17 protein-coding genes are annotated in these 20893 nt (G+C 59.5%); 12 read left to right on the forward strand and 5 right to left on the reverse strand.

Annotated elements, in window-relative coordinates; translation table 11 throughout:
- Positions 1 to 103: 103 nt before the first annotated feature.
- The gene (gene secA / locus CUN63_RS05905; RefSeq protein ID WP_129437869.1) at positions 104 to 2839 is read right to left on the reverse strand and encodes a preprotein translocase subunit SecA; all 2736 of its coding nucleotides are present in this window, start codon (positions 2837 to 2839) and stop codon (positions 104 to 106) included.
- Between the two features lie 307 nt (positions 2840 to 3146).
- Between secA and CUN63_RS05910 the strand changes: the two genes are divergently transcribed.
- The gene (locus CUN63_RS05910) at positions 3147 to 3602 is read left to right on the forward strand and encodes a DUF721 domain-containing protein (protein ID WP_090187471.1); all 456 of its coding nucleotides are present in this window, start codon (positions 3147 to 3149) and stop codon (positions 3600 to 3602) included.
- Between the two features lie 92 nt (positions 3603 to 3694).
- On the opposite strand, the gene CUN63_RS05915 is transcribed toward CUN63_RS05910, so the two are convergent.
- The gene (locus CUN63_RS05915; RefSeq protein ID WP_129437871.1) at positions 3695 to 5182 is read right to left on the reverse strand and encodes a helicase HerA-like domain-containing protein; all 1488 of its coding nucleotides are present in this window, start codon (positions 5180 to 5182) and stop codon (positions 3695 to 3697) included.
- A 188-nt stretch (positions 5183 to 5370) separates the two neighbouring features.
- Between CUN63_RS05915 and CUN63_RS05920 the strand changes: the two genes are divergently transcribed.
- The 4 genes from CUN63_RS05920 (at position 5371) to CUN63_RS05935 (ending at position 10325) form a co-directional block, all read left to right on the forward strand.
- Positions 5371 to 7260: a methyl-accepting chemotaxis protein gene (locus CUN63_RS05920; RefSeq protein WP_129437873.1), complete on the forward strand. Its 1890-nt coding sequence runs from the start codon at positions 5371 to 5373 to the stop codon at positions 7258 to 7260.
- Between the two features lie 191 nt (positions 7261 to 7451).
- Positions 7452 to 8564: a glycosyltransferase family 1 protein gene (locus tag CUN63_RS05925; RefSeq protein ID WP_129437875.1), complete on the forward strand. Its 1113-nt coding sequence runs from the start codon at positions 7452 to 7454 to the stop codon at positions 8562 to 8564.
- The gene (locus tag CUN63_RS05930; protein ID WP_129437877.1) at positions 8557 to 9333 is read left to right on the forward strand and encodes a DUF2334 domain-containing protein; all 777 of its coding nucleotides are present in this window, start codon (positions 8557 to 8559) and stop codon (positions 9331 to 9333) included. Before CUN63_RS05925 ends, CUN63_RS05930 begins: the two co-directional genes overlap by 8 nt.
- Positions 9330 to 10325: a lysylphosphatidylglycerol synthase transmembrane domain-containing protein gene (locus tag CUN63_RS05935; protein WP_129437879.1), complete on the forward strand. Its 996-nt coding sequence runs from the start codon at positions 9330 to 9332 to the stop codon at positions 10323 to 10325. Before CUN63_RS05930 ends, CUN63_RS05935 begins: the two co-directional genes overlap by 4 nt.
- 72 nt (positions 10326 to 10397) lie before the next feature.
- Here the strand turns inward: CUN63_RS05935 and CUN63_RS31660 are convergent, their stop codons facing one another.
- Both CUN63_RS31660 and purU read right to left on the reverse strand, forming a co-directional pair.
- Positions 10398 to 10574, reverse strand: a complete 177-nt coding sequence (locus tag CUN63_RS31660; protein WP_165353233.1) for a hypothetical protein — start codon at positions 10572 to 10574, stop codon at positions 10398 to 10400.
- A gap of 86 nt (positions 10575 to 10660) precedes the next feature.
- Positions 10661 to 11509, reverse strand: coding sequence for a formyltetrahydrofolate deformylase (purU, locus tag CUN63_RS05940; RefSeq protein ID WP_008147434.1), 849 nt, complete (start codon positions 11507 to 11509; stop codon positions 10661 to 10663).
- Between the two features lie 340 nt (positions 11510 to 11849).
- Here purU and mvaT point away from each other — a divergent pair, with 340 nt between their 5' ends.
- Complete coding sequence (mvaT, locus tag CUN63_RS05950) at positions 11850 to 12227, forward strand: histone-like nucleoid-structuring protein MvaT (RefSeq protein ID WP_007933316.1); 378 nt, start codon at positions 11850 to 11852, stop codon at positions 12225 to 12227.
- A gap of 100 nt (positions 12228 to 12327) precedes the next feature.
- On the opposite strand, the gene sbcB is transcribed toward mvaT, so the two are convergent.
- Positions 12328 to 13758 (reverse strand): exodeoxyribonuclease I, encoded by a 1431-nt coding sequence (gene sbcB / locus CUN63_RS05955; protein ID WP_129437883.1) that lies wholly within the window; start codon positions 13756 to 13758, stop codon positions 12328 to 12330.
- A gap of 183 nt (positions 13759 to 13941) precedes the next feature.
- On the opposite strand from sbcB, the gene CUN63_RS05960 reads away from it, so the two are divergent.
- The 6 genes from CUN63_RS05960 to CUN63_RS05985 all read left to right on the forward strand — a co-directional run bounded on the left by CUN63_RS05960 (position 13942) and on the right by CUN63_RS05985 (position 20792).
- Positions 13942 to 14667, forward strand: coding sequence for an RDD family protein (locus CUN63_RS05960; RefSeq protein WP_129437885.1), 726 nt, complete (start codon positions 13942 to 13944; stop codon positions 14665 to 14667).
- The gene (locus CUN63_RS05965; protein ID WP_129437887.1) at positions 14664 to 15641 is read left to right on the forward strand and encodes a stage II sporulation protein M; all 978 of its coding nucleotides are present in this window, start codon (positions 14664 to 14666) and stop codon (positions 15639 to 15641) included. The genes CUN63_RS05960 and CUN63_RS05965 overlap by 4 nt, the downstream gene beginning before the upstream one ends.
- Positions 15628 to 17172 (forward strand): DUF4129 domain-containing protein, encoded by a 1545-nt coding sequence (locus CUN63_RS05970; protein ID WP_129437889.1) that lies wholly within the window; start codon positions 15628 to 15630, stop codon positions 17170 to 17172. Before CUN63_RS05965 ends, CUN63_RS05970 begins: the two co-directional genes overlap by 14 nt.
- Positions 17169 to 18332, forward strand: coding sequence for a DUF4350 domain-containing protein (locus CUN63_RS05975; RefSeq protein ID WP_129437891.1), 1164 nt, complete (start codon positions 17169 to 17171; stop codon positions 18330 to 18332). Before CUN63_RS05970 ends, CUN63_RS05975 begins: the two co-directional genes overlap by 4 nt.
- Entirely contained in the window at positions 18329 to 19330 is a 1002-nt protein-coding gene (locus CUN63_RS05980) for a MoxR family ATPase (RefSeq protein ID WP_129437893.1), read from the forward strand. The genes CUN63_RS05975 and CUN63_RS05980 overlap by 4 nt, the downstream gene beginning before the upstream one ends.
- A gap of 130 nt (positions 19331 to 19460) precedes the next feature.
- Positions 19461 to 20792, forward strand: coding sequence for a DUF58 domain-containing protein (locus CUN63_RS05985; protein WP_129437895.1), 1332 nt, complete (start codon positions 19461 to 19463; stop codon positions 20790 to 20792).
- The last annotated feature ends 101 nt before the right edge of the window (positions 20793 to 20893 follow it).

The raw sequence follows: 20893 nt of genomic DNA on the forward strand, positions 1-20893 counted from the left end.
TGATGTCAGCACCGCTTTCAGGAAGAACGGTGGTTTAAATGGCAAAACGCCGCGACGGCATAAGCCGGTCGCGGCGCGGGTATTTCAGCGTATGAAACGGGTTTTACTGGATCTGCCCGTGGCAATGCTTGAACTTCTTGCCCGAACCGCAGTAGCAAAGTTCGTTACGGCCCAGCTTCTGTTCATTGCGTACCGGAGCGATGGCAAGGGCGACATCGACCTCTTCACCCAGCAGTTCCGGTTGCTCAAGCCCCGGTGCTTCGTCGTGCTGGAACTGCATGCGCGCAGCCAGTGCTTCGGCTTCCTGACGCAGGCGTTGTTCTTCTTCGATCGGATCTTCGCGGCGAACCTGAACGTGGGACAGCACACGGATCGAGTCGCGCTTGATCGAATCCAGCAGCTCGGAGAACAGCGTGTAGGACTCGCGCTTGTACTCTTGCTTCGGGTTCTTCTGCGCATAACCACGCAAGTGGATGCCGTGACGCAGGTGATCCATGGTCGACAGGTGGTCTTTCCACAGGTCGTCGAGCACACGCAGGACGATTTGCTTCTCGAAGGTGCGCAGCGCCTCGGCGCTCGCCTGCTCTTCTTTCTCGTTGTACGCGGCCAGCAGCTCGGCCATGAGCTTCTCGCGCAGGGTTTCTTCGTACAGGTGATCGTCTTCGTCGAGCCATTGCTGGATCGGCAGCGCCACACCGAAGTCGCTCTGCAACGCCGCTTCCAGACCGGCCACGTCCCACTGCTCAGGCAGCGATTGCGGTGGAATGTGCGCGCTGACGGTTGCGTTGAGCACGTCCTGACGGAAGTCGGCGATGGTTTCACCGATGTTGTCGGCGGCCAACAAACTGTTACGCATGTGATAGATCACTTTACGTTGTTCGTTGTTGACGTCGTCGAACTCGAGCAGTTGCTTACGAATGTCGAAGTTGCGGCCTTCAACCTTGCGCTGAGCCTTCTCGATGGCGTTGGTCACCATGCGGTGCTCGATCGCCTCGCCAGGCTGCATGCCCAGGGCCTTCATGAAGTTCTTCACCCGATCAGAGGCGAAGATGCGCATCAGGCTGTCTTCCAGCGACAGGTAGAAACGGCTGGAACCAGCGTCACCCTGACGACCGGCACGACCACGCAGCTGGTTGTCGATACGGCGCGATTCGTGACGCTCGGAAGCAATCACCTGCAAACCGCCCGACTCGAGCACTTGCTGGTGACGTTTCTGCCAGTCGGCCTTGATCTGGGCAATCTGCTCAGGGGTCGGGTCTTCCAGGGTTGCCACTTCCACTTCCCAGTTACCGCCCAACAGGATGTCGGTACCACGACCGGCCATGTTGGTGGCGATGGTCAGTGCGCCTGGGCGACCGGCCTGGGCAATGATCTCGGCTTCTTTTTCGTGGAACTTGGCGTTCAGAACCTTGTGTTCGATGCCTTCCTTCTGCAACAGCGCAGACATGTGCTCGGAAGTTTCGATGGTTGCAGTACCCACCAGCACCGGACGGCCCTGGGTCATGCATTCCTTGATGTCATTGATGATCGCCGCGTATTTCTCTTCGGCAGTCAGGAACACCAGGTCGTTGTAGTCTTTACGCGCCAGCGGTTTGTTCGGCGGGATAACCATCACCGACAGACCGTAGATCTGGTGGAATTCGAACGCTTCGGTGTCAGCGGTACCGGTCATGCCGGACAGCTTGTTGTACAGACGGAAGTAGTTCTGGAACGTGGTCGAGGCCAGGGTCTGGCTTTCGGCCTGAATGTTCAGGTTTTCCTTGGCTTCGATGGCCTGGTGCAGGCCTTCGGACAGACGGCGACCCGGCATGGTGCGACCGGTGTGTTCGTCGACCAGAACGACCTGGCCATCCTGCACGATGTATTCGATGTTGCGATTGAACAGTTTATGAGCGCGCAGACCGGCATAAACGTGAGTCAGCAGACCGAGGTTGTGCGCCGAGTACAGGCTCTCGCCTTCAGCCAGCAGGCCAACGCGGGTCAGCATGTCTTCGATGAACTGGTGACCGGCTTCGTTGAGCTCAACCTGACGGGTCTTCTCGTCGACGGTGTAGTGGCCGGCCTTGGTGACTTCGCCTTCCACTTCTTCGATGTGCAACTCAAGCTGCGGGATCAGTTTGTTGATCTCGATGTACAGCTTGGAGCTGTCCTCGGCCTGACCGGAAATGATCAGCGGGGTACGGGCTTCGTCGATGAGGATGGAGTCGACTTCGTCGATCACGGCAAAATTGAGTTCGCGCTGGAATTTTTCTTCCATGCTGAACGCCATGTTGTCACGCAGGTAGTCGAAACCGAATTCGTTGTTGGTGCCGTAGGTAATGTCGGCAGCGTAAGCCAGACGTTTCTCTTCCGGCGGCTGGAACGGCGTGACAACACCGACCGACATTCCGAGGAATTCGTAGAGCGGACGCATCCAGTTGGCGTCACGACGGGCCAGGTAGTCGTTCACCGTCACAACGTGCACGCCCTTGCCGGACAGCGCGTTGAGGTAAACGCCCAGTGTTGCCACCAGGGTCTTGCCTTCACCGGTACGCATTTCCGCGATCTGGCCTTCATGCAAGGTCATGCCGCCGATCAGCTGGACGTCGAAGTGGCGCATACCCATGACGCGCTTGCCGGCTTCGCGGGCGACCGCAAAGGCTTCGGGCAGCAGCTTGTCGAGGGTTTCCCCTTTGGCGATGCGGGCCTTGAACTCATCTGTCTTGGCACGCAATTGATCGTCCGAAAGGGCCACCATTTGCTCTTCGAAGGCATTGACGAGTTGCACCGTCTTGAGCATGCGTTTGACTTCACGCTCGTTCTTGCTTCCAAAAAGTTTCTTTAACAAAGGCGCAAACATATCGGCAGGATCTTCCACACTAAAGGGATGGAGGGCGGCCCCGTGAGTCGCCCGAGCAGCCCTCATGGCCGCATGCGAACGAGCATTCTACCCGGAAACGATGGTGAGGAAAGTGGCGTTATTCCACGATACTGGCACAGCGCTTTGACGGGGCTCACTTAAAATAAGGGCTTTTTGCTCAACTTCAAGCCATTCAGGGCAGAAGTTACTTGTTGATTTAATGGGTAAAGCGCTCGCAAAGCAATGGCTCGGGTGCATCCGGTGCTTTCTGCTACCATGGCGGCTCTGTTACTTCAGGTGTCTGATCATGGCATTTCGCCCTCTTACGGCCAGAGCACCCGCCGTCCTGCTTCGCGAAGCCAAACCGCTGAAAGCCATCTTCGGCCACGCTCAACGCCTGGGTCATTTACAACGTCTGCTGGAAAGCCAATTGCAGCCCGCCGCCCGCGAGCATTGCCATGTGGCGTCGTGGCGCGAAGGCAGTTTGTTGCTGATAGTGACCGACGGTCATTGGGCAACCCGCCTGCGTTATCAGCAAAAGCGTCTGCAACGGCAACTACAGATGTTCGACGAATTCGCCAGCCTGACGCGGATTCTGTTCAAGGTTCAGCCGCCCACGGTTCAGCAAGGGGCGGCTGGCCATACCATCAGCTTGTCGACCGATGCCGGCGCGACCATTCAGGCCACAGCCGACGGGATCAGCGATCCGAATCTGCGGGCAGCGCTGGAACGCCTTGCGGCGCACGCTAAACCCAAGGATTAAAAGCAAGATCAAAAGATCGCAGCCTTCGGCAGCTCCTACATTGGGATGGTGTACACCCTGTAGGAGCTGCCGAAGGCTGCGATCTTTTGCTTTTAGCGGCGTTTGCTGCCGCCGAGCAACGACCCCATCAAGCCGCGTACCAACTGTCGGCCCAATTGATTAGCCGCCTGGCGCATCGCCGATTTCAGTGCCTGCCCCGCCGCGGTGCCGAGGAATTCCCCGGCCTTGTCGGTGAAGCTTGGCTCTTCGGCTGCCGGTTTGCCCGGAACAGCGTCAGGCTCTGGCGCCAACCCTTTGCGCCCCATCAACACTTCATAAGCCGATTCACGATCAACGGGTTTGTCATACCGCCCCTTGAACGTCGACCCTGCGATCAGCACTGTGCGTTCAGTCTCGCTCAACGGCCCGATCCGCGATTGCGGCGGTGCCACCAAAACCCGCTGAACCATCTCCGGGGTGCCCTTGTCCTGCAACGTACCGACCAGCGCCTCGCCAATCCCAAGCTCGGTCAGCACCGACAAGGCATCGAACGCCGGGTTCGGCCGGAAGCCTTCGGCCACCGCTCGCAAGGATTTCTGCTCCTTGGCGGTGAACGCGCGCAAGCCATGCTGAATGCGCAAACCGAGCTGAGCCAGCACGTCATCCGGCAAGTCGCCCGGCGATTGGGTGACGAAATACACGCCAACGCCTTTCGAGCGAATCAACCGCACCACTTGCTCAAGACGATCCTGCAAAGCCTTGGGCGTACCGGCGAACAATAAATGCGCTTCGTCGAAAAACAACGCCAGCAGCGGTTTGTCCGAATCGCCGCGCTCTGGCAGTTGCTCGAACAGTTCGGCCAGCAGCCACAACAGGAACGTTGCATAGACCTTCGGCGCTTCGTGCACCAGACGGCTGGCATCAAGCAAGTGAATGCGCCCGCGGCCCTCGGCGGTCGGCCGCAGAATGTCTTCGAGTTGCAGCGCCGGCTCACCGAACAGCGCTTCGGCGCCCTGTTGTTCCAGGGTCGCCAGACGCCGCAACAGCGCCTGACTGGAACCGGTGGTCAGCAGCGCGGCGTCGTCACCGAGCAATTCGGGGTTGTCACGCAAATGATTGAGCAGTGCCTTCAGATCCTTGAGGTCCAGCAGCAACAGCCCTTCACGGTCCGCCACCTTGAACGCGGCGTACAGCGCCGACTGCTGACTGTCGGTCAGCTCCAGCAGGCTGCCAATCAATAACGGCCCCATTTCACTCAAGGTTGTGCGCAACGGATGACCGGACTGACCGTGAATGTCCCACAGGGTCACCGGATACGCTTGAGGCGTGTGGTTCAGCCAGGGCATCCCGGCGATCCGCTCGGCGATTTTGCCTTGAGGGTTGCCGGCTGCGCCCAGCCCACACAGGTCACCCTTGATATCGGCGGCGAACACCGCCACGCCGGCATCGCTGAATGCTTCGGCCATCCGTTGCAAGGTGACGGTTTTGCCCGTCCCGGTAGCGCCCGCGACCAAACCATGACGGTTCGCCAGACGCATGGCCTGGGCAATGGGCTGCCCGGCGAGATCGGCACCGATAACGAGTTGTAATGAGTCAGGCATTTTGTCACCCATGGTTAATCTTTGATCCTTCACGGCCGATAGGAATAAGCGAGAGACCCAATTGAAAGCAAGGTCCGACATTCCCCTATGGAGAGCAGGAATTACCGACTCGCTCCATTGCGCACTCATTTTGCGCGCATTAACAGCAACGCGCCCCGAACAATAAGACCTTAGCGGACCCCCGAGCCATGAACAAAAACCTGAGCTTCAGCCATAAAATTTTGCTTGCCGCCGCCCTCATCGTTATTGCCGCTTTCGCCTCGTTCACGCTGTACAACGATTATTTGCAGCGAACTGCCATCCGCGACGACCTGAACAGCTATTTCAACGAGATGGGCGATGTCACCGCCAACGACATCCAGACCTGGCTGACCGGCCGTGTCCTGCTGATCGATAACCTCGCCCAGAACATCGCGATCAATCCGGAACCTGCCACCGTCGCCAGCCTGCTTGAGCAGAAAGCTCTGACGTCGACCTTCATGGCGTCCTACCTGGGCGATGCCACCGGCAGCTTTACTATTCGCCCGGATGCAAAAATGCCCGCCGGCTTCGATCCGCGCGTGCGCCCTTGGTACAAAGGCGCCGAAAGCAGCAGCACAGCGACCCTGACTGAACCTTACATCGATGCGGCTACTGGCCAGACCATCATCTCTATCGCCACCGCCTCGAAAAAGGCCGGGCAGAGCATTGGCGTAGTGGGCGGTGATCTTAGCCTGCAAACCCTGATCGACAACCTGAGTGGCCGCGACTTTGGCGGCATGGGTTATGCGTTTCTGGTCAGCGCCGACGGCAAGATCCTGGTTCACCCGGACAAAACGCTGGTGATGAAGTCCCTGAGTGAGGCGTACCCGCAAAACACGCCGCGCATCAGCAGGGACTTCAGCGAAGTGGAGGTCAACGGCAAGACCCGCATCTTCAATTTCACCCCGATCAAAGGCCTGCCCTCGGTCAATTGGTACATCGGTCTGTCGGTCGATAAAGAAAAAGCCTTCGCGATGCTCAGCGAATTCCGCACCTCGGCAGTGATTGCAACGGTGATTGCCGTGGCGGTCATCATTGCCTTGTTGGGCATGTTGATCCGCGTGCTGATCCAGCCGCTGCACGTCATGACCCGCGCCATGGCAGACATCGCCGACGGCGAAGGCGACCTGACCAAACGCCTGACCATCGTGAACAACGATGAATTCGGTGTCCTCGGTACCGCGTTCAACCGCTTCGTGGAACGCATTCACGGTTCGATCCGCGAAGTGTCGTCGGCCACCGGGCAAGTCAACGAAGTGGCCCTGCGTGTCGTGGCCGCCTCGAACTCGTCGATGTTCAACTCCGACCAACAGGCTTCGCGCACCAGCAGCGTGGCCGCGGCGATCAACCAGCTCGGCGCCGCCGCTCAGGAAATCGCCCGCAATGCAGCGCAAGCATCGAGTCAGGCCAGCGATGCCCGCAGCCTGGCCGAAGATGGCCAGCAAGTGGTGGATCGCAGCATTGTCGCGATGAATCAACTGTCGAGCATGCTCAGCGCCTCGAGCACCAACATCGAATCGCTGAACAGCAAAACCGTGAACATCGGGCAGATTCTCGAAGTGATCACCAGCATCTCCCAGCAAACCAACCTGCTGGCGCTGAACGCGGCCATCGAAGCAGCACGTGCCGGTGAAGCCGGACGTGGTTTTGCCGTGGTGGCCGATGAAGTGCGCAACCTGGCGCACCGCACTCAGGAATCGGCGCAACAGGTGCAGACCATGATCGAGGAGCTGCAAGTCGGCGCCCGCGAATCCGTCAGCACCATGAGCGACAGCCAGCGCCACAGCCAGGACAGCGTCGAAATCGCCAACCTGGCCGGCGAGCGTTTGAACAGCGTGACGTTGCGTATCGGCGAGATTGACGGGATGAACCAATCGGTGGCGACAGCGACCGAGGAGCAGACGGCGGTGGTGGAGTCGATCAACGTCGACATTACCGAGATCAACACACTGAATCAGGAAGGGGTGGAAAACCTGCAGTCGACGTTGCGGGCGTGCTCGGATCTTGAGCAGCAGGCGGCGCGGCTTAAACAATTGGTGGGCAGTTTCCGTATTTAGCGTCCGGACGGGCCCCTTCGCGAGCAAGCCCGCTCCCACAGGTTCAACGCCAGACCTTGTGGGAGCGGGCTTGCTCGCGAAGGCGACCCTCCAAACACCGCAAACCTCACTGCCCCGCAAAACCCCAACCGAACATCTATCCTTCATAAAGGTCAACCAAGGGAGCCCAACGGACCGGAGGGAAGTTCATCGTGCATATCGCTGACATAACCATGTTCTACGCCCCTGCCAGCGGTGGCGTGCGCACTTATCTGGATGCAAAACACCGTCGCCTGAGCATCAAGCCGGGCATTCGCCACAGCCTGCTGATCCCTGGGGCTTACTTGAGTGAACAGGATGGCGTTTACACAGTTCCGGCCCCCGCCCTGCCCTTCGGCAAGGGTTATCGTTTCCCCCTCCGTCTCGCGCCCTGGCGCAATGTTCTGCACGATTTACAGCCCGACCTGATCGAGGTCGGCGACCCCTACCTCACCGCATGGGCGGCACTCGACGCTCGGCGGCAACTCGATGTCCCGGTGGTCGGCTTTTATCACTCGGACCTGCCGCTGCTGGTCAGCAATCGCATGGGCAACTGGGTCACAACCAACGTCGAAGCCTATGTCAGCAAGCTCTATGGCAACTTCGATCGGGTTCTGGCGCCAAGCCAGGTCATGGCCGACAAACTGATCGGGCTCGGGGTGAAGAACGTTTTCGTTCAACCGCTGGGCGTCGACTTGCACACCTTCCATCCCAATGCCCGGGACCCGGGCCTGCGGGCCGAATTGGGCATCGATGAAAACACTCATTTGCTGATCTTCGCCGGGCGCGGCGCCAAGGAAAAAAACCTGCCCGTGTTGCTCGATTGCATGAAACGCCTGGGCCGACGCTATCACCTGCTGCTGGTAGGTTCGTCGATGCCGGCCGTGGTGCCGGACAACGTGACCGTGATCGGTGAGTTCTGTCCGGCGGCACACGTGGCGCGATTGATGGCCAGCGCCGATGCGCTGCTGCACGCAGGCGATCAGGAAACATTCGGCCTGGTGGTTCTTGAAGCCATGGCCAGTGGCATTCCGGTGGTGGCCGTGGCGGCCGGGGCCTTTCAGGAAATCATCACCGATCAATGCGGCCTGCTCTGCCCGCCGAATAATCCATTGGCGATGGCCGACGCCGTTCGCGAACTGTTCAGCTCGGGCAGCGTCGTGTTGGGCAAACAGGCCCGCAGCCATGTCGAGCGGCATTACTCTTGGGATACGGTGGTCAACAGCCTGCTGGGGCATTATCGCGCCGTACTTGGCAGCCACTTGCCGCTGACCGCCAATGGTTGAGCCCATGAATCCGCCCAGCCTGATACTCGTCCTGCACGACGTCGCACCGCAAACCTGGGCCGATTACCAACCCTTTGTCGAAGCTGTCGACGCTCTGGGCGAGGTGCCGATGACCTGGCTGGTGGTGCCCAATTTCCACAAGCACAACGATCTGGAAGAGCATCCGGGATTTCGACGCTTGCTCACCCGTCGTCTCGCCCGAGGTGACGAACTGGCATTGCACGGTTACTTTCATTGCGATGAAGCGTCCACTCCCACTACGCCACAAGACTGGTTCATGCGCAGGATCTACACCCACGAAGGCGAGTTTTACAGCCTGTCTCAAGAAGCCGCCCTCGCCCGCCTGCGCGCCGGCATCGAAATATTCCACCGTTATCACTGGCCGCTGGAGGGCTTCGTCGCCCCGGCCTGGTTGATGAGCGAAGGGACGCGCCAGGCCTTGCGCCAGTTACCCCTGCGTTACACCAGCGATCCACAGCATCTGTATTGTCTGCCGGACTTCACCGCCGTTGATGCGCCAGGCCTGGTCTGGAGTGCGCGCAGTGCCTGGCGCCGGGGGGTGTCGAAGCTGGTCAGCGATCAACGCGAACAACGCTGGCGGCAAGCACCGGTGATTCGTCTTGGCTTGCACCCGGTCGATATGCGCCATGGGTTCTCGCGCACTTACTGGCTGCAAACCCTCAAGCGCTTGCTCGATGAGGGACGTGTGCCGATGACCAAGGCACGCTGGCTGGCGCTGCAAAGCGACCGTATCGGTCGCGCCGCATGAGTCGCGGGATTCTGCTGTTCGTCGCGCTGCTCGCTGCGGTGCTGATTCCGTCGCTGCTGGGCGGTAACGAAACCTGGTATCGGCTGCGAAGCTTTCCGCTGACATGGTTGCTGATCATGTTCGGCATGATCCTGCTGTGCTGGGTGCTGAACACGATGCGCTTGCGCCTGCTGCTAGGGGATCAGCGCGACAAGGTGGGCCCGCTAAAAAGTCTCGGTGTGGTGATGGCCGCCGAGTTCGCTTATTGCGCCACACCGGGTGGCAGCGGCGGTCCGCTGACGATCATGGCGCTGCTGGCGCGCAATGGCGTGCGTCCGGCCAGGGGCAGCGCCGTGTTTGCCATGGATCAGCTGAGCGATTTGCTGTTTTTTCTTTGTGCGCTGAGCGGAATCCTGATTTATGCGTTGTTCCAGCACCTCAGCCAACGCATGGAATGGCTGCTGACCGTCAGCGCCATTTCGATGTTCGGCGGGTTGTTGAGTTGCGTGGTGGTCGCCCGCTACCATCGAATGCTGATTCGTCTGAGCGGTCGGTTGCTCGCTCGCCTGAATGTCAAAACCACCACGCGCCTGCGCTGGGCGCGAAAACTCCTGCACTTTCTGGCGGCGTTCACGGACACATTGAAGCTGCCCTTTCAGACGCTCATTACAGTGTTTGCCCTGACTTGCCTGCATTGGATCTTGCGCTATAGCGTGCTGTATCTGGCATTGCGTGGGCTTGGGGCGGATTTGCAGTGGGCCTGGAGCTTTCTGATCCAGATGCTTTCGCTGAGCGCGGGGCAATTCAGCCTGTTGCCGGGCGGTGCCGGGGCGGCGGAGTTGACGTCGGCGGCGCTGCTGGCGCCGATGGTGGGGAAATCCACCGCGGCGGCGGCGATTCTGATCTGGCGAGCGGTGACTTATTACTTTTATCTGGTAGTCGGCGGGCCGGTATTTTTACTGATGCTTGGGCGGCCGCTGCTGAAGAAGTTGATGAAATTCAAACAGGCCTAAAAGATCGCAGCCTGCGGCAGCTCCTACATGGATCGCGTACCCCTGTAGGAGCTGCCGCAGGCTGCGATCTTTTTAGGCCTCCCCGATTTCTTCGTCGGACTCCGGATTCAACTGCTCCCACAACTCGGCCGCACCGGGAAACTCCGTCCCGTCTTCTGGACTCATGTCATCCGGGTCGTAACGACTCAAACACCCTTCGCCCAACGTGGCGGGAGCCTTGGATGTAGCTTTGTCGAGTGGATCGGCCATGACCATGTCCTCAGTGCAGAAACGGCGAAGGGCCTGAAGCGATTGAACGCCCAGGCCCTTCGAATTTCAACTGTGTTGTATGGCTGTCAGAACACGACGGTTTTGTTGCCGTGCACCAGCACCCGATCTTCCAGGTGATAACGCAGACCACGGGCCAGCACCATCTTCTCGACGTCCCGACCGAAACGCACCATGTCGTCGATGCTGTCACTGTGGCTGACGCGAACGACGTCCTGTTCGATGATCGGACCGGCATCCAGCTCTTCAGTCACGTAGTGGCAAGTAGCGCCAATCAACTTCACGCCACGCATCGATGCCTGGTGATACGGCTTGGCACCGACGAACGACGGCAGGAAGCTGTGGTGAATGTTGATGACCTTGTGAGCATATTCGCGGCACAACTCGGGCGGCAGGATTTGCATGTAGCGGGCAAGTACGACCACTTCGGCATCGTGCTGTTTGACCAGGCGCGAGACTTCGGCGAATGCCGGCTCTTTATCCTGCGGATTGACCGGTACGTGGTAATACGGAATCCCGTGCCACTCGACCATGCTGCGCAAGTCGTCATGGTTGGAGATCACGCAGGAAATTTCGCAATCCAGCTCATCACTGTGCCAGCGGTGCAACAAGTCGGCGAGGCAATGAGACTCGCGACTGGCCATCAGTACCACGCGCTTTTTCTGCTCGGTATCGGTGATGCGCCAGTTCATCGAGAACTCTTCGGCAATCGGTGCAAACGCTTCGCGAAAGGCATCGATACCGAAGGGCAGCGAATCGGCACGAATTTCGTGACGCATGAAGAACCAGCCACTGAGATTGTCCGAGTGATGGCTCGCTTCAGTGATCCAGCCGTTATGTGACGCCAGAAAGTTACTGACTTTAGCAACGATGCCGACGCGGTCCGGGCAAGCAATCACCAGCCGAAAAGTGCGCATGAGGGTCAAACTCCAGAACTTCGCAAAGGCGGCCATTCTAGCGATTGCGCAGCAAAACTGCAGTATTGATGACGTTTTGCCCGACACAAAGGTAAGCGGCACAGGTTCTGGCAGCACCTGCAACCCGCGCGATGGTGTTCCTGTTGCCAATCTTCAAGTGCCCAATTGTGAATATTCGTGATGACTGCATCACACTATTTAACTACACCGGCAATTTATGCCCTATTCACCGTAACTAATTTAAATAAAACTCCGGTTATATGTTTACTTGGTGAAACACCCTGACTATTATTGCCGCACTGTCACCTGCCATCCAGCGCCCCAACATAAGGTAGTCCTCATGTCCTTGATCAACGAATACCGCGCCACCGAAGAAGCTATCAAAGAGCTGCAAGCCCGTTTGAAGAACCTGTCCCAAGACGACAAACTGCAAACCGAGCTGGAATTCGAAGGCAAACTGCGCACCCTGATGGGCGAGTACTCCAAGTCTCTGCGTGACATCATTGCGCTATTGGATCCAGAGTCCAAAACCAAAGCACCACGCGGCGGCGCAGTAAAAACTACTGGCACCAAGCGTGCTCGCAAAGTTAAACAATACAAAAACCCGCACAACGGCGAAGTCATCGAAACCAAAGGTGGCAACCACAAAACTCTGAAAGAGTGGAAAGCCAAGTGGGGCGGTGACGTGGTTGAAGGCTGGGCTACCCTGCTGGGCTAAGCCGTAGCGCTTGTCGCAGACTCATCCGCGACAAAAAAGAACGCCAGCATCTGCTGGCGTTTTTTTATGCCCGGGATTCAGCACCCGAACATTTTCGATTTCAAAGATTCAAACGTTTGCGTAATCCTTCGACATAATTCTGCCATTCATTCAGCACCTCTCGCTGAAACGATGTAGCCGTAATACTCCATTGGGCGGCGGCCTCTACAAAAGTTTCCAGCGTATTTGGCGCCCCCCACTCGGGTGCTGACAAACGTTGCTGACAGAATATTCTCCAGCGTTCTTGCTCTTCGAAACTCAACGTATCGGGGAAGTTGCGTGCGCGATATCGAAACAATAATTCAGGCAATCGTTCATCATCGAAAGGCCATTGTTGTTGCGCTAATTGAGCCGGGTCGGCAGACCTGACTTGCTCACATAGACGCCGATCCCGATCACCGATAAAACCATCGTATAACTGTTGCTCAGGGTCTTGGCTCGAGGTGAAATCTTCGCTGGCGTAAATCGCCTGAACTTTATCTCGCCAAACTGTTTGTGCGTCACTTAGCCGCAGCGCACGCTCTTGGTAGAGCGACATATCCAGCCCCAAACGTTGCTGATCTTCAGAGCGAAGTACCGACAACGGCGCCACCACCGGACATTTATTGATGTGGATAAGTTTGAGCGGCACCGGCAACTCGCCCTCGGCCAAGTCATCGCGGCGGGTATACAGCCGTTGGCGTAAGGTGTCGGCATCAAGATCGAGCAAGCCCTGAGGGTCCAGGTGCAGGTCACAGACAATCAAGGCGTTCTTGTTGCGCGGGTGCCAGGCCAGGGGCAGCACCACACCGACATAATTGCGCGCCGCTGAAAAGCGCCCGGAGATGTGCACCATCGGCTGCAGCAGCCGAATCTGATCCATCACCTTTTGTTTACCGCGCAACTGAAACAACCAGTCATACAACTTCGGCTGCTTTTCCCGGATCAGACGCGCCAGGGCGATGGTGGCGCGAACGTCCGATAGCGCTTCGTGAGCATTTCCGTGATCGATGCCATTGACGGCGGTCAGGCGTTCGAGTTTGAGCGTTATCCGCCCCTCGTCGTCCGTCGGCCAAACGATGCCGTCAGGGCGCAAGGCATAGGCTGCACGCACCACATCGATCAGGTCCCAGCGGCTATTTCCGCCCTGCCACTCGCGCGCATAAGGGTCGAAAAAGTTTCGGTAAAGACTGTAACGGGTCATCTCGTCGTCGAAACGCAGCGTGTTGTACCCCGCCCCACACGTGCCGGGCGCAGCGAGTTGAGCATGCACCCGGGTCATGAAATCGGCTTCGCTCAAGCCTTGCTCGGCCAGTCGACCGGGCGTAATACCCGTGATCACGCAGGCTGCCGGATGGGGCAGGATGTCTTCACTGGGCTGGCAGTAAAGGTTGACCGGCTCGTCTATTTCATTGAGATCGAAGTCAGTGCGAATCCCCGCCATTTGCAGCGGGCGGTCGCAACGGGGGTTGATGCCAGTGGTTTCATAGTCGTACCAGAAGATAGAGGTCACGGGCTATTCCTGAACTGAAGATCGGCGAAGTCTAGGCGTTCACATCCCGCCCCGGCCAGTAATCTCGTCATTCAATCACCTCTGGCCACTTACCGTGCAATACATAGTTATGTCGTTTTGCCCCGAGAGGCTGCTAGCATCGGACGGACATCGAATCCCGAACAGGCCACATCAAGGTTGCCCATGCTCGAGACCACAGCACTGCCAAGGAAAGCGACGCTGTCCGCGCCACTGGATACGCGGTATCAAGTCGAAACGCCGGAAGGCATCGACCTGCCACTGCGCCCGGCCGGGTTGATGGTTCGTGCGCTGGCGTTCTCCATCGATCTCGGGCTGCGCGGGTTGATCGTGGGCCTGCTGTTTATTGTCCTGGCGTTCCTCGGGAAACTCGGTGCAGGGCTCGGCTCGATTCTGTTGTTCGTGGTGAGCTGGTGGTACATGGTGCTGTTCGAAGTGCTCAATCAGGGGCGTTCGCCCGGCAAGCAGTGGATGGGCCTGCGAGTGGTACAGGACGATGGCACGCCGATCGGCTGGTCTGCTTCGCTGCTGCGCAACCTGCTGCGATTTGTCGACATGCTGCCGTTCGGCTATTTCCTCGGGGCCATCAGTTGCCTGCAACATCCTACCTTCAAGCGCCTCGGCGATCTGGCTGCCGGCACGCTGGTGATCTACCGCGAACAATCGCTTGCCCGACCGCAACTGCCTGACATCCAGCCCCGGCGCCCGGCCTTTGCGCTGACGCTGACCGAACAACGCGCCATCCTCGGGTTTGCCGAGCGTCAGGGTGAACTCTCTGAAGCACGGGTCAAAGAGCTGGCGGCCATACTCGCGCAACCGTTGCAGGTGTCGGCGCCAGGGGCCGTGGACGAACTCAATGGCATCGCCCGCGGCTTGTTGGGCCCGACATGAAGCAAAGCCTTTTCGAAACTCGCCACAAGGCCGAATGGGAGCAATTTACCCTCGTGCTTGAACAGCTGGAGCAAGGCAAGGAAGCCGAACGAGTCGCCCGTTTTCCAAGCGATTATCGTCGTCTCTGCCAACACCTGGCGCTGGCCCAGGAACGTGGTTACAGCAGTTTTCTGATCGACTCATTGCAGCAACAGGTCCTGCGCGGACATCAACAGCTTTATCGCCACCGCAGTCGATTGGGTGCCAACGTGCTGAGCTTCATCCTGGCTGACTTCCCGCGACTGGTGCGCGAACAGTGGCGCTTCGTGCTCGCCGCCGGCCTGATGTTTTTTGGCAGCCTGATCGGCATCGCACTGCTGGTGTATCTGTTCCCCGACCTGGTCTACAACCTGATCCCGGCCGAGCAGGTCAGCGAGATGCAAGGCATGTACGACCCCGTCGCCGGTCATTTGGGCCGCTCTGCCGAACGGGCAGCCAGTGAAGACTGGGTGATGTTCGGTTACTACATCATGCACAACATCGGCATCGCCTTTCAGACCTTCGCCAGCGGTTTGCTGTTTGGCCTGGGCAGCGCGTTTTTCCTGTTCTTCAACGGTTTGATGATCGGCGCGGTGGCCGGGCACCTGACGCACATCGGCTACGGGCAAACCTTCTGGTCATTCGTGGTTGGCCACGGCGCCTTCGAACTGAGTGCTATCGCCCTGGCCGGTGCCGCCGGCCTGCAACTGGGTTGGGCATTGATCGCGCCGGGACGCCTGCCCCGCTCCGAAGCCCTGCGATTGGCGGCGCGAAAGAGCGTGCTGCTGATTTGCGGGGTCATGCTGTTTCTGCTGATTGCGGCGTTTATCGAAGCTTACTGGTCGTCCACGATCGGCGTCGCGCCAATGACCAAATACCTGGTCGGTGCAGCCCTCTGGTTGTTGGTGGCGGTTTATCTGCTGTTTGCCGGACGGACCCGCCATGCGCCTGAGTGACGCCACGGTTGTCATCCGCCCGCGCACCACCTGGGAAGCCATGGACCTGGGCGTCCTGCTGAGCCAGCGACACCGGCGTCTGCTGATGACCAGTTGGGCCATCGTGACCTTGCCGATTTTCGCCCTGCTCAGTTGGGTGCTGTGGGATTCGCCCTCCCTCGCCGTGTTCATTTTCTGGTGGCTGAAACCGGCGTTCGACCGCCTGCCGCTGTACATACTGTCCAAAGCCATGTTCGGCGAAACGCCCACGCTGAAGCAGGCGCTGCGCCAATTTCCGCGGCTGCTCCAACCGCAACTACTGGTGAGTCTGACCTGGCGGCGCCTGAGCCTGAGTCGCAGTTTCCTGATGCCGGTGGTGCAACTCGAAGGGCTGAGTGGGCAAGCGCGACAACAGCGCTTGCAGGTGCTATTGCAGCGCAACGCCGGTGCTGCGCGGTGGCTGACCATCATCGGCGTACACCTGGAAAGCGCGTTATGGATCGGCCTGATGGTGCTGTTCTATATGTTCTTGCCGCAACAGGTCGAACTCGACTGGAGCTGGCAGACCTTGATCACCGCCGCCACACAGGACTGGCGTTGGCTGGAACACCTGACCAATGCCTTTTACGCACTGGTGCTCATTGTCTGGGAACCGGTTTATGTCGCCTGCGGTTTCAGCCTTTATCTGAATCGGCGCACGGTGCTGGAGGCCTGGGATATCGAGCTGGTGTTCCGCCGCATGCGCCAACGCTTGACCAGCGCCGCCGTCCCCCTCCTGCTGGCAGCATTCCTGTTGATGCCGACAGCACAAACCGTGTGGGCCGCCGAGCCAGTCATTTCACCCGACAGCCCGCGTCTGCTGGACCAGCCGCTGACCAGTCAGGCGTCCCGGGACAGCATCAAGGCGATCCTCGATCAGCCTCCGTTCAAGAACAAGGAATCGGTCACGCGCTATCGGTTTGGCGAGGACAAACCAGCCGCCGACACGGCGGACGACGACAACGCCCCCGAATGGCTGGAGGCGCTGCTCAAGCTTCTGGACAACCAACGCTTCGGCGCAGCGGCCACGCTGATTGAAGTTGTGTTGTGGGGTGTCGTGATCGGTGCCATTGGTTTATTGATCTGGCATTACCGTGACGGGTTGCAAGCCTTCGTCAGCCTTCGTCCGGCCTTGAACAGCAAGGTCACGCGGCCGTTACCGCAACAGGCTTTCGGCCTGGACCTCAACCGCGAAACCCTGCCCGCCGACATCGCCGCCAGCGCCGAACGCCTCTGGCAAACCCACCCTCGCGAGGCCCTCGGGTTGCTCTATCGCGGTCTGCTCAGTCATTTGCTGCACGACTTCGACATGGCGTTGAAACCCGCCGACACCGAAGGCCAGGTCCTGGAGCGCATTGAACAATTGCAACAACCTGCCTTGCTGGCCTTCAGTAAAAACCTGACCGGGCACTGGCAGAACATGGCCTACGGGCATCGCCTGCCTCCCGCGCATTTGCAACAGGAACTCTGTGACGGCTGGCGAGCCCTGTTCGGCCCGGGAGCGTTGCGTTGAACCGGCAACGCTGGCTGGCGGTCGGCGTGTTCATTGCCGTGCTAGTGATCGCGCTGAGTGTTTATCTATACGTCAAGGCGACGCCCTATCAAGCAGACATCGATCACGGCCCCTCGCCCGAAGCCCAGGCCAACCCCTATCTCGCCGCCGAGCATTTCCTGCGCAAACAGGGCCTGTCGGTGAGCCACGCCAACAGCCTCGACATTCTGCCCACCCTGGAGCCGCACCAGCACAGTCTGTTATTGCTCGGGGACCGTTACAACATGACCCCGCGCCAGATCGATCAGCTGTTGAACTGGACCCGGGCCGGCGGGCGTCTTTTGTTTGTTGCCCAGTCGCTGTGGGATGAAAAGACTGGCCAAAGCAATGACCTGTTGCTCGACCGGGTGCAGCTGCACCAGTCGCTGAGCAAAGACCTCAAGGACCCGCCGCCCGCTATCGACGACGATCCTTACCCCAAGCTGACCAAGCTGTATCTGGAAGACGAAAACGCGCCGGCCTACGCAGGTTTTGATACCGCATTCCATCTCGAAGACCCGAAAAACCTCGCCCAGGCCTGGGCCAACAGCGGCAAGGCCACGCACATGATGCAGCTCAATCACGGGCTCGGTTCGATCACCGTGGTCACCGACGCCGACCTGTGGAAAACCCCGGCCATCGACCAGTACGACAACGCCTGGCTGCTCTGGTACCTGACCGCGGACACGAACGTGACCCTGCTGTTCAACACCGATCACGACAGTCTGCTGACCTTGCTCCTGCGTAATTTCCCTCAGGCGTTGGTCGCCCTCATCGCCCTGATCGGTCTTGGCTTCTGGCACGTCGGCGTGCGCCAGGGTCCGCTGCTGGAACCGTCCCCAAGGGCCCGCCGCCAACTTCAGGAACACCTGCGCGCCAGCGCCGATTTCATGTTGCGCCGCAACGGTCAGCAGTACCTGCTGCAAGCCTTGCAGCACGACATCTTGCGTCGTGTGCGGCGCCGTCATCCCGGTTTTGAACAACTCGGCGTTGCCGAACAATGGCTGGTGCTCGCACGCCTGACCGGCCAACCCACACGCGCTATCAGCCAGGCCATGAGCCCGCGACCGAAGCAGCGGCTGTCCAGCGCTGAATTCAGTCGCCAAGTCGCCCACCTGCAAACCTTGAGGAACGCCTTATGAGTGAACAGATCGAGCCCGGCGCACTGAGCCACGCCGCGCAGCAACGCCAGCGCGCCAGCCAGTTGGCCCAAGCAGTCAGAACTGAACTGCAAAAAGCCGTGATCGGCCAGAACACCGTGATCGACGACGTCCTCACCGCGCTGATCGCCGGTGGCCACGTACTGCTCGAAGGCGTGCCGGGTCTGGGCAAGACACTGTTGGTGCGCGCCCTCGCCCGCTGCTTCGGCGGCGAGTTCGCACGTATCCAGTTCACCCCGGACCTGATGCCCAGCGACGTCACCGGGCACGCCGTTTACGACCTGCAGACCGAGCAGTTCAAACTGCGCAAAGGTCCGTTGTTCACCAACCTTTTGCTGGCCGACGAGATCAACCGTGCCCCGGCGAAAACCCAGGCCGCGCTACTCGAAGCCATGCAGGAACGGCAAGTCACCCTCGAAGGCCGCGCTCTGCCCATCGTGCAACCGTTCATGGTGCTCGCCACGCAAAACCCTATCGAACAGGAAGGCACTTACCCACTGCCAGAAGCCGAGCTCGATCGCTTCATGCTCAAGGTGCGCATGGACTACCCCGACGCCGAGCAAGAACTGAACATGGTCCGCCAGGTCAGCCGCTCGACCCGGGCCGACATGCTCGACGTGCAACCCCTGCGCACCGTGTTGCAAGCCAAGGACGTGCTGGCCTTGCAGCGCATTGCCAGCGATCTGCCGCTGGACGATCAGGTGCTCGACTATGCCGTACGCCTGGCCCGCACCACCCGCAATTGGCCGGGCCTGATCCTCGGTGCCGGGCCTCGGGCCTCCATTGCCCTGGTGCGTTGCGCTCGGGCGCGAGCCTTGTTGCGCGGTGGCGAGTTTGTGATTCCGGATGACATCAAAGGCTGCGCATTGGCGGTGTTGCGTCACCGTGTGCGGATTGCGCCGGAGCTGGACATCGAAGGGCTGGACGTCGATCAAGTGCTCAAGCAACTGCTCGATCAAGTGCCGGCGCCAAGAGTGTGAACGCCGTGCTCGAGATTCGCGTCGATACCAGAAAAGATCGCAGCCTTCGGCAGCTCCTACGGGGGCCAGCGTTCGACGTAGGAGCTGCCGAAGGCTGCGATCTTTTCAACAGACCACACGGTGTCACGCCATGAAACCGTCCCGGCTTCTGCTGATCTGGCTCGCCTTGCTGCTGGCCATCGGCATCGTGCTGGGCGCAATGCGGGCGCTGGACATCCCGATTCCATCCAGCCTGCAAGCGATCAACTGGGGATTGCTGCTGGCGCTGCTGGCCTTGGCAGTACTCGACGGTGTCCGTCTCAAGCGCCTGCCCTCACCCCGCCTCCAGCGACAAATGCCCGGTAGTCTTGCACTCGGTCGATGGGGCGAAGTGCGACTGGAGATCGAGCATGATTTTGAACAACCACTGACCGTACAGATTTTCGACCATGTGCCGGAAGGCCTGAGCTTCGAAAACCTGCCACTGTCGGTCGACCTGCAACCCGGCCAGCACAGCCACATCGGTTATCGATTGCGCCCGCTCAAGCGCGGCCACTTCACCTTCGAACACTGCGAAATCAACCTGCCCAGCCCATTGGGCCTGTGGTCTGACAAACGCTTGCTCAACGTGGCCGACAACACCCGCGTCTACCCGGACTTCGCCCGCCTTTACGGCGGCCAATTACTGGCAGTGGACAACTGGCTGAGCCAACTCGGCGTCCGCCAGCGCCAGCGTCGCGGGTTGGGCCTTGAATTCCATCAATTAAGGGAATTCCGCGAAGGCGACAGCCTGCGCCAGATCGACTGGAAAGCCACCGCCCGCCAACGCACCCCCATCGCCCGTGAGTATCAGGACGAGCGCGACCAGCAGATCATCTTCATGCTCGATTGCGGCCGACGGATGCGCAGCCAGGACGGTGAACTGGCGCATTTCGATCACGCACTCAACGCCTGCCTGTTGCTCAGCTACATCGCCCTGCGCCAAGGCGATGCGGTAGGCCTGAGCACCTTCGCCAGCGACCGGCCGCATTACCTCGCTCCGGTAAAAGGCACTGAACAACTCAAGGTCCTGCTCAACGCTGTCTATGACCTCAATAGCACCCAACGCCCAGCCGATTATCAGGCCGCCGCCAACCAGTTACTGGCCCGACAAAAACGCCGGGCGCTGGTGGTGCTGGTGACTAACTTGCGGGATGAAGATGATGAAGAATTGCTCACCGCCGTCAAACGCCTGAGCAAACAGCATCGGGTGCTAGTGGCGAGTCTGCGCGAAGACTTGCTCGACAATCTGCGGCATGCGCCGGTGCAAACCTTGCCGGAGGCGTTGGCCTATTGCGGGATGGTGGATTACTTGAATGAACGGGCCGAACTCCATGAGCGGTTGAGTGCTCATGGCGTTCCGGTACTGGATGCTCGGCCCGGGGAGTTGGGGAGCCAACTTGTGACGCGCTATCTGGCCTGGAAAAAAGTGGGAGTGTTCTAGGCTCTGTACGAAAACTACCCGATCGCCGCTCGGCGACTTTTCGTACAAACCCCGGCGAGCGGCTCCCGCCATTCGGACAAAGACAACACCTGACCCCCTCC

The organism is Pseudomonas sp. ACM7, from assembly GCF_004136015.1.
GTDB lineage: Bacteria > Pseudomonadota > Gammaproteobacteria > Pseudomonadales > Pseudomonadaceae > Aquipseudomonas > Aquipseudomonas frigoris.